The sequence below is a fragment of the Prevotella sp. P2-180 genome, assembly GCF_002251435.1.
Classification (GTDB): Bacteria; Bacteroidota; Bacteroidia; order Bacteroidales; family Bacteroidaceae; genus Prevotella.
Genome location: NZ_NPJI01000069.1, coordinates 18,615 through 27,540 on the forward strand (window position 1 = coordinate 18,615; position 8,926 = coordinate 27,540).

General features: G+C 48.6%; 4 protein-coding genes. All 4 read right to left on the reverse strand.

Features of this window, described 5'->3' with window-relative positions:
- Positions 1-9 precede the first annotated feature (9 nt).
- The 4 genes from CIK98_RS10295 to CIK98_RS10310 all read right to left on the reverse strand — a co-directional run bounded on the left by CIK98_RS10295 (position 10) and on the right by CIK98_RS10310 (position 8,483).
- Complete coding sequence (locus CIK98_RS10295) at positions 10-3,276, reverse strand: TonB-dependent receptor (RefSeq protein WP_094384151.1); 3,267 nt, start codon at positions 3,274-3,276, stop codon at positions 10-12.
- Positions 3,277-3,319: 43 nt separating this feature from the next.
- On the reverse strand, positions 3,320-5,287 hold the full coding sequence (locus CIK98_RS10300) for a calcineurin-like phosphoesterase family protein (protein ID WP_094384152.1): 1,968 nt from the start codon (positions 5,285-5,287) through the stop codon (positions 3,320-3,322).
- Positions 5,288-5,317: 30 nt separating this feature from the next.
- Positions 5,318-7,480 (reverse strand): calcineurin-like phosphoesterase C-terminal domain-containing protein, encoded by a 2,163-nt coding sequence (locus CIK98_RS10305; RefSeq protein ID WP_094384153.1) that lies wholly within the window; start codon positions 7,478-7,480, stop codon positions 5,318-5,320.
- 358 nt (positions 7,481-7,838) lie between these two features.
- Entirely contained in the window at positions 7,839-8,483 is a 645-nt protein-coding gene (locus tag CIK98_RS10310) for an MgtC/SapB family protein (RefSeq protein WP_094384155.1), read from the reverse strand.
- Positions 8,484-8,926: the final 443 nt, after the last annotated feature.

The window sequence follows — 8,926 nt, forward strand, 5'->3', positions numbered from 1 at the left end:
TAATGATGATTAAAATGTAATGTCTATACCAAACATGAAGGTCTTCTGCCAAGGATAGAAGGCATTGTTATATGCTCCGTCTCTGTCGAGGGCTCCTTCGGGGTCGATGTACTTGGTATGCTCTTTCAGCGGAGACCAGTAGAAGAGGTTCTCACCCGAGAAGTAAACACGCACCAAGTCAACTCCGATTTTCTTTGTCAAACTTGACGGAACGGTATATCCTATTGTCAAGTTCTTGAAACGCAGGTAGCGGAGGTTCTGCAGATAACGGTCGTTGACCTTGCTCAGCGGACCAGAAGTGGCTGAATATGCCATAGGACGGGTGAAATATGCATCTGTATTGTCCTCTGCCCATACATCATCAAGGAAGTCTTTCTGCAGGTAGGTCAGATAAGGATAAGAATACGGTCCCCAGAACTGCATGGCCTGACCGGCTGGATACCAATAGTGGTTGCCTGTGCCCTGGAAGAAAACTGACACATCTACGCCTGCCCAACGCACACTGGCATTGATACCATAAGACAAGCTTGGGAGCGAATTACCCAACACCTTGCGGTCGCCGGGGTCGTTGACCGAGTTGCCTCCAATGCCCAGTATTCCGTCGCCATTGAGGTCTACAAATTTCAGGTCTCCTGCCTGCCATCCACCGGTGATGCGGTTGTTGATGTAGCTCAAATCCACTTCTTGGGCGTATGCCTGAGCCTCCTCGGTGGTCTGGAACAATCCGTCGGTGACAAATCCCCAGATCTCGCCCAGTCTCATGCCCTCGTAATAGCTCTTGGCAAAGGTCTTGTCCTTGTTGTCGTATTTGGTGATATAGCTCCTGTAGTCGCTCAGATTGAATCCGATGCTATACTCCAACGGTTTTTTTGCCAGTGTCACCTTGTCTCTCCACACTACAGAAAACTCATATCCCTTGGTACGCAGGTTGGCTGTGTTCATGTCGGGCACGCTGGCACCATATACGGCAGGCAGTTCCACACCTTCGGTGAGCATGTTCACGGTGTTTCGGATATATCCGTCGAGGGTGATGTTCAGGCGATTGTTGATCATGGTGAGGTCAATACCCAAGTCCCACTGCTGGGCTGTCTCCCATGTCAGGTCGGATGCCAAAGGAGCCGCAAGAGTAGAATACTTTGCCATGGCACTGCCTTCTCCGAAGGAATATGCAGCGAAGTCGTTGATGGAAACCGTGCGCACGAAGGTGTAATACGACGACACGTTCTGATTGCCAAGACTACCGTATGAGCCTCTCAGTTTCAGGTTGTCAATAACATTGCGTGCAGGCTTGAAGAATGGTTCTTCAGAGATACGCCAACCCACAGATCCTGAGGGGAAGAATCCCCAACGGCTGTTGCTTGCAAATCGGGATGTTCCGTCGTAACGTCCACTGACCTCAAACAGATAACGTCCCTTATAGTCGTAGTTGACACGTCCGAAGAATCCCATCAGGGCATATTCGCTCTGTCCGCCGCCCACACCGGTGATGGTCTCGCCTTCGGGGTTCTGTCCCACGAGGTTGAGGTCGTCGAGTGTTGTGGATGAGAGATATTCACCATAAGCCGACACATTCTTCTTTCTAAGAGTTTCGTAGTTGAAACCGGCTACGACTGTAAGGTGATGCACTTCGTTGAATGTGTCTTCGAAGTTGGCATAGGCATTGGTGGAATAGTAATTGCTTGTATTCACCGATTCGTCCAAACGGTTGGCACCAGCACCGGTGGCATATACTCCCATCTCTGCATCAGGATAATCCCTGTAGTACATATTGTTTGAACGGCTTGTGTTGCGCGTCTGATAAAGACGATAGGTGAAGTCGGCTGTAAGGCTCAACGACTTGATGGGCTTGATGACGAGACGTGTGGTGTTAGAGAAGTCGGTGCTGCGCTCCACATTGCGGTGAGAGCCTTCTCCAAGGATGATGTGGCGTCCGTTGCCCACCTTGTAGTTCAGATATGGCGTACTGTAGAGCCATGAGCCGTCGGGGTTCTTCATGGGGAAGCATGCCAATGCGTGACGCGCTCCGTAAGCGAGTGTGTTCTCCACGTCGCCGTCACCCTGGAAGGTGTATTGCGAACCGTAGAATGACGTGTTGTTGCTCAGTGTGGCATACTTGTTGATGGTGAAGTCAATCTTTGAACGCAGGTTGTATTTCTTGTATATGTCAGGGTTTTCTCTCAGGATACCTTGCTGATAATCGTATGCTCCTGAAACGAGGTATTTGATGTCCTTTGTACCGCCGCTGAGCGAGATATTATGCTGCTGCACAGGATGGTTGTCGCGATACTGCATGTGCCACCAGTCGTAGTTGCCATAGTAAACCCACTGCTTTTTACCGTTGCGTTCCTCTTCCACCACCCATGGGCGGTCGGGGTTTTCGGTCTTGTCGTTCACGCGGGCAAGGAGTTCCTGCATGTCGTGGTCGGTATAGTTGATATATAATGTTCCCGAATCAGCTTTCCAGAACTTGTTGACGGTATATACCGACCAATATCCTGTTGTCTCATAATCAGTGGATGTTGTAGGCGCTTCCCAACCGAAACGTCCGCTATAACGCACTGTTGCCTTTCCGCTTTGCTCTGAACCCGACTTTGTGGTGACGAGGATGACACCGAAAGCCGCACGGGCTCCATAGACAGCTGCCGCCGAGGCATCCTTGATGACCGAGATAGACTCGATGTCGTTGGGGTTCACCCTGTCGAGCTCACCCACTGCACCGTCAATCAATATCAGCGGTTCTGCCCCGTTGATAGAAGTCACACCACGCACATTGATGGCGGGCGAATTGCCAGGCACACCTGATGAGGTGGTGATGTTAAGACCTGCCACAGCACCTTGCAGCATGTTGGTTACGGTGTGGGTAACACGGTTTTCGAGCGACTTGCTGTCCACGGTCGCAACAGCACCAGTCAGGTTGACCTTTTTCTGTGTGGCATAACCCACAACCACAGTTTCGTTCAGCAGGGTGGCGTCTTCCTGCATGTGGACGGTGATGTCGTTCTGTCCTGATGTCACCTTGACAACCTGTGTCTTGTGGCCTACATAGGAGAACTCCAATGACACGGTTCCCGATGGGGCATGAACCTTAAAAGAACCGTCAGCGGCGGTTATGCCGCCTTGGGTGGCGCCTACCACCTTGATGGTTACACCCACAAGGGGTTCCTCTTGGTAGTCCAGGACTTTTCCCGCTACCATTCTGCCCTGGGCAAAGAGAGCCTGATTACTCTCTATTAATATCAAGAGCAGAAACAAAAGAGAAGTTTTAAATAGTTTCATAAAAAATTGTATAAGAATTAATTAATATTCCTGTTATCCTGTATTACTTCAGCTTGTAGGCATCGGTAGTGAATTCCTTCGGACGCTGCATTTCCTCTGTCCACGTATGCCCAAACTCATCCTTTACGGTGATTGTCAGGTCGGTGTCGGCATCACCTGCTTTCACCTTGAAGAAATGTGGAAATTTCTCGGTGATGAAGTTGGGTGTGGATGATAGACTTGCCGAGTTGAATCGCTTTACTGACACTGCTGCAACATGGAGCGGGTCGTAAGCCCAAACGGCTTCCGGAACAAGATTGTTGCCTTTCTCGTCGGTCACTGTCAGTGTCCATGCGGGATTCCAGTTCCAGATGTTTATCAACACCTCGTTGTCACTGTTCTCCGGATAGGCATTCACATATTGCATATATTTGTTCTTTACCGTGGCTGAAATATTGGATGGCATCTGCGGTACATCTGCAAGGGAGAAGTGCACCTTATTCAAGTCATAGCTGCGGAACTGATAATCTTCTGATGTGCCGGTGGCCTTGTATATCCATTGGAGCTTGGTGCCGGATACGTCCCATATGGCATATCCGCCTGGAGTTCCGTCCAGACTGATATGTATGCCTGGAGTAAGATAATCCGACCACCACCATGAGGCGCAGATGGCTCCGGTGTTGTGTTCGTATATCTCCTGTCCTTGTGTTACAGGCGATTCGGGGGTGACATTGAAATTCATGTGGGTGTGACCAGTCACTATGTTTACCTTATATCCTTTGAGCAGGTTGAGGAATTGTGCGGTGTTGGTCACGTCATGGTCTACCTTGAAGCCGTCGCTTTCCGATGGATAGAACAGCTGCGCGTGCATCACAACCACCAATGGCGTTGACTTGTCGACATACGCGAGGTCCTTGGCGAGCCAGCTCAACTGTTCGGGCGAAATGCGCTTCTCGTAGTTGCGCGAAGTGGTGCCGTCGTAACTGTCGCAATCTATGTCGTCAATCACTACATAATGTATCTTACCTATATTAAAGGAATAATACACTGGAGCTATATAGTTGATGTATTTGCTCTCGGCGTCGAAGTCGTTGACGGCTTTGTAGTCATAGTCGTGATTGCCTATGGTATGGAATATCTGCAAGTCCTTCACCTGCTTGTTGATGGTATTCAGATACTCGGGTATTGCAAAATTGTTGGAATACCAATAGAGGTCCCATGTCATGTCACCCAATGCTATGGCATACATCTTCTCGCCCGGATGAGCAGAGCGATAATTGTTGAGGTCGGCGGTGAAGTCACTAAACTGGCTAAGGTCGGCTGTGCGGTTGGCAAGGTGCATGTCGCCCAGCATCAATACCTTGTATGTGTCTTGTCCCGACACCTTCGTCAGCGTAAAGTCCTGACGTTCAGGCACACCGGCATTCGCCTTCAGACGCTGGAAGAATTGCGGAAGCACTCCGTCGGAAGACACTTCGTATCCGCTTGGAATGGAAATGAAGACATATCCCCATTTCTTGTCAGACTTCAGTTGGTAGATGCCGTCTTCATCAGTCTCTGCCACCTCTACACCATCAGAAACCACCACTCCCTTTATGCCGCCCTCTTCCGACGCCACCCTGCCATAGACAGTGGTGCCGGCGTCTACCGTCAAGTTGAGTTTCTCTCCGACACTGAGATAGATTTGTCCTATCTGCCTCTTGCGGTCGTTTCGCTTCAGATATACCTTATAGTAGCCTGTTTCACATTCGGCGGGAATCATTACCGTGAAGCTCTCGTTGGAAATGTTGACGAAAGGACATATATAGGAAATTCCTTCGCCCGACTCCAGGATGAACACGTCGGAGGCAACGGGTGCTTCGCCGTTCTCTACCATAAAGACATACTCCCCACCCTTGGTCACATCCACCATCTGTGGCAAATCGAACTTCACGCTGAATTCATCAGCAACCGATTCTACACCTGCATCGCTACTGCAAGACACCAACGTAAGGACTATCAATGACAGACTCCATAATGCATACTTTTCCATACACCTTATTCAATTAATAAATATTCTTTTTTATTTTGCCAACAGACGTAACGCATCCTCGGGGATGTCGGTAGTGATGAAGTCGGGATGGAGTGTAGTCACAAACTTCAAGTGATCCTCAGTGGCTATAGTCCATACGTTTACGGTAAGTCCCAACTTATGTGCCTCGCCTATCCACTCCGGATGAATACGCAGTACATCCATAGAATAGTCGATGCCGGAGAAACCATGCTCCTTGACTTCCTTTGGCGACATGTTTCCGCCAAGATATGCAACATCGGCTGCCTTGTCGTTGCGGATTATCTCGTCGCACACAAACTGGCTGAACGATATATACTGCACTCTCGACGACAGTCCGCTTGCCTTTACTGCATCCATTGCCTTGCTCACCAATACAGCCTCAACCGAGTCGTTTGCCTGCTTCTTTATCTCGAGGATTATCTTCAGGTCGTTGTGTTTCTTGGCCTCGTCGAGATAATTTGCGAGAGTGGGAATAGGCTCACCATTGCCTAAGCGCGCCTTGGCCAACTGGGCGTAAGTGCTCGTTGCAATAGGCAGTCCTCCGAGATGCGGGTCATGGTTCACTATCACCTCACCATCTGCGGTTATCTGCACGTCGAACTCACTGCCATACACCCCGGCCTTGGCTGAGGCACGAAGCGATGAAAGGGAATTCTGCACTGCTCCCGCATAACGCCAGTAACCACGATGGGCTATCACCTTGGGGCGTTTGTCTGAAGAGAGGGCCTTGAGCCATGCACGCTCCAAATCTACAGTCTCAGACTGCACCTGTCCGAACCGGTTCTTCGCTACCACCTTCACCTCACGGCTTCCCGATGCGGGGGTTGCCTTGAATAGATGGGTAGTGAGACATTCCTTCTTATGACTTTCACGCGACTGCAGATAAAGTTCGTCGCTATCTGTGAATCGCTCCATCTTTCCGCGATACTGTCCGTCCTCATACCACTCGACGGTGGTAAGAGAGTCGCAATCCCACACGTTTGCCACAACACTATATGGCTGAGAAAGAAATTCTCCCTTTGAATACACCCTCATCAGTTGGGAATAGTCGCCGCCCGTGGGTTTATATTGCCATGTGAGAGAATCGGCACTTGCCTTTACGACAAGATAACCATTGGGGGCACCACAACGGTTGACATTTGTTCGCCACCAAGCGCCACATGCCGCACCTATGTTGTGCTCGTAAATATTGTCGCCTACAGTGTTGTTGTGGAAGAAATGGGTGTGTCCGTTGAATATATGTACACGATATCCACTGAGCACCGCCTTCAAGTCGTTGGCATTATACACATTACCATCTATTCCCACAGGATTCCACAAGGCGGCATGCATGTTGATTATCACCATGCTGCCCTTTGGCACATAACTGAGGTCGCGACGCAACCACTCCAACTGGGCTTCGGTTATCTGTTCGCGGTAGAGTTTTTTGCCCATATAGTTGATGTCCTTCATTGTCACTACGTGCACTCCCGAAATATTGAAGGAGTAGTCGGTAGGACCGAAATGTGAGCAATATGCTTGTTCGCCATACGCTCCGCTGCCGTATGGCATGTTGTTAAGAGCCTGATAACGCTTGTCGAAGTCGTGATTGCCTATACACTGGAAGGCTGTGATAGGCAGTCCCTGCATCGACTCTGTATAGTCGTCAAACAATCGCATGTTATCCCATACAATATCTCCAAGCGCCATGGTTACCACCTCGTGCTCCTTGCTCAGGTCGGCTGTTGTAGCCTTCAGGTCCTCCACCGTCTGACTGCGCCACAACTCCACGTGCTTGGCGTTCTTGACCTGCGGGTCGGATATTGCTATATAATAAAATGTATTGTCCTTGGTGTCGCGTGGCTGAAGAACAAAGTCGTGGCGACATTTATCTTTTACCAACTGTGCCACACTGACATAGAAGCCGCTGGCTATCGACTTGCTCTTGGGGAGAACATAGTCGGAAGGTGTGGAAATATGCACAAACTTGCTTACACAAGTGTCGGTGGATAGTGCCCACTGTCCCTTGGCATCAGTGGTAGTGAAGTCGGTACCATTATTCACCACCACCCCTTGGATAGCTTTTCCCTCGGCAGTCTTCACACTACCTTTGAACATAAACCTTTGGGCATCGGCAGCAATGGCGGTGGCCAATACCACAACAAGGCAAATACTTTTTCTAATTATATCCATTTCAAACAAATTAAAAATACAACATATTCAATACTCTTTAAACAACATTATATAAAATGCTTTAAAAATCACTGCAAAGGTATGCCTGTTGTTTTTCAATTTGACTACGAAATGTTTACATTCTCGTTATGTAACTTGTTTGTAATGCAAAGGAAATGTTTTCGTATTGAAAATTAATTGATATGTCGATATACGCCTTCTTCTGGGCGTACAGCGCTATTCCTACAAACACAATGAAGGCTGCAAATGGCATTTCCACGCCGCTTGCAGCCTCCAACCATTATTTATAGTGTCCGCCTTATCCGCCGCTGTCGACCGCCTGCCGCATAATAACTGCAGGCCTGTGACCTGTCCTCCGTTATTCCAGATGGGAGATGGTGACGTCGTCAAACTCGTTGATGAGGTTGAGGATGCGCTCGTTGTGACCACCTCGCTTCACGCGGATGTCTGCACTCACGTCAAACACCTCGCCGTCCTTAGTACTCCTGCTCTTCATCTCAAACGTGCTTACCTCGATGTCTTCATCCTTAAGACGTTTCAGCACTTCCGACACTGTCTTTTTCGACGTGACTACAAATCCCAACTGTACTGCCGCCTTGCCCAACTGGGGAATAAAAGTGTGTAGCGACTCAAGGCCTATAAGTACAAGGGCTGTGGTGATTGTCGCCACAACATACAGACCAGTGCCGCATGCAAGACCGATGGCGGCAGTGACCCACAGACCGGCAGCCGTAGTAAGTCCGCGCACCATATTCTTTTGGAAAATAATCGTACCGGCTCCAAGAAAACCGATTCCCGACACCACTTGCGCCGCTACTCTCGACGAGTCTTTGAGGTCAATGCCAAACCCATATTGCGACACTACGGTGAACAAGGCGCTACCGAGTGCCACAAGGAAGTGGGTGCGAAAACCGGCATCTTTTGAGCGAAACTCACGTTCAATGCCTATTACTCCACCAAGAACCATAGCAGTTATAAGTCGTAATGTAATATCAAGTATCATAATGTTTTTCCCTTTATTATCTAATCTTTCTTGGTACAAAAGTACAAAAATTCCACGAGATTATCTAATATGGAAAGGTCTTTCTCCTTCTGTTTAACAATAATTAATTTTTGTTTCGCATGTACTCAACTATAAGATGTTAAGGAAGAAGTTTTCTTGAGCGAAGCGAAAAAAAAGTTGTCTTGTACTGCGCTTTAATTTTGCAGCGTGAATAATAGAGTATCCACGACTCTTAAAATATTTAACGTTCGATAAAGTCAAAAAAAGAAAAAAATATGCTTAGATATACAGTTTTTCTTACCTTTGTTGTAAAAAGGAAGGATTAACCGCCAGAGGTCAACCTTGAAGTTGCGCCAGACGCAAAGTCTATAACTTGCTGCAGGCCCTCTGGATTTCAAGCTGCAAATGCCAAATAGGAAGGTAGGCTCGAAGCCTAATTAAAG

Coding starts and splice junctions, on each gene's coding strand:
- CIK98_RS10295 (WP_094384151.1), bottom strand. CDS start 3,276: ATGAAACTATTTAAAACTTCTCTTTTGTTTCTGCTCTTGATATTAATA.
- CIK98_RS10300 (WP_094384152.1), bottom strand. CDS start 5,287: ATGGAAAAGTATGCATTATGGAGTCTGTCATTGATAGTCCTTACGTTG.
- CIK98_RS10305 (WP_094384153.1), bottom strand. CDS start 7,480: ATGGATATAATTAGAAAAAGTATTTGCCTTGTTGTGGTATTGGCCACC.
- CIK98_RS10310 (WP_094384155.1), bottom strand. CDS start 8,483: ATGATACTTGATATTACATTACGACTTATAACTGCTATGGTTCTTGGT.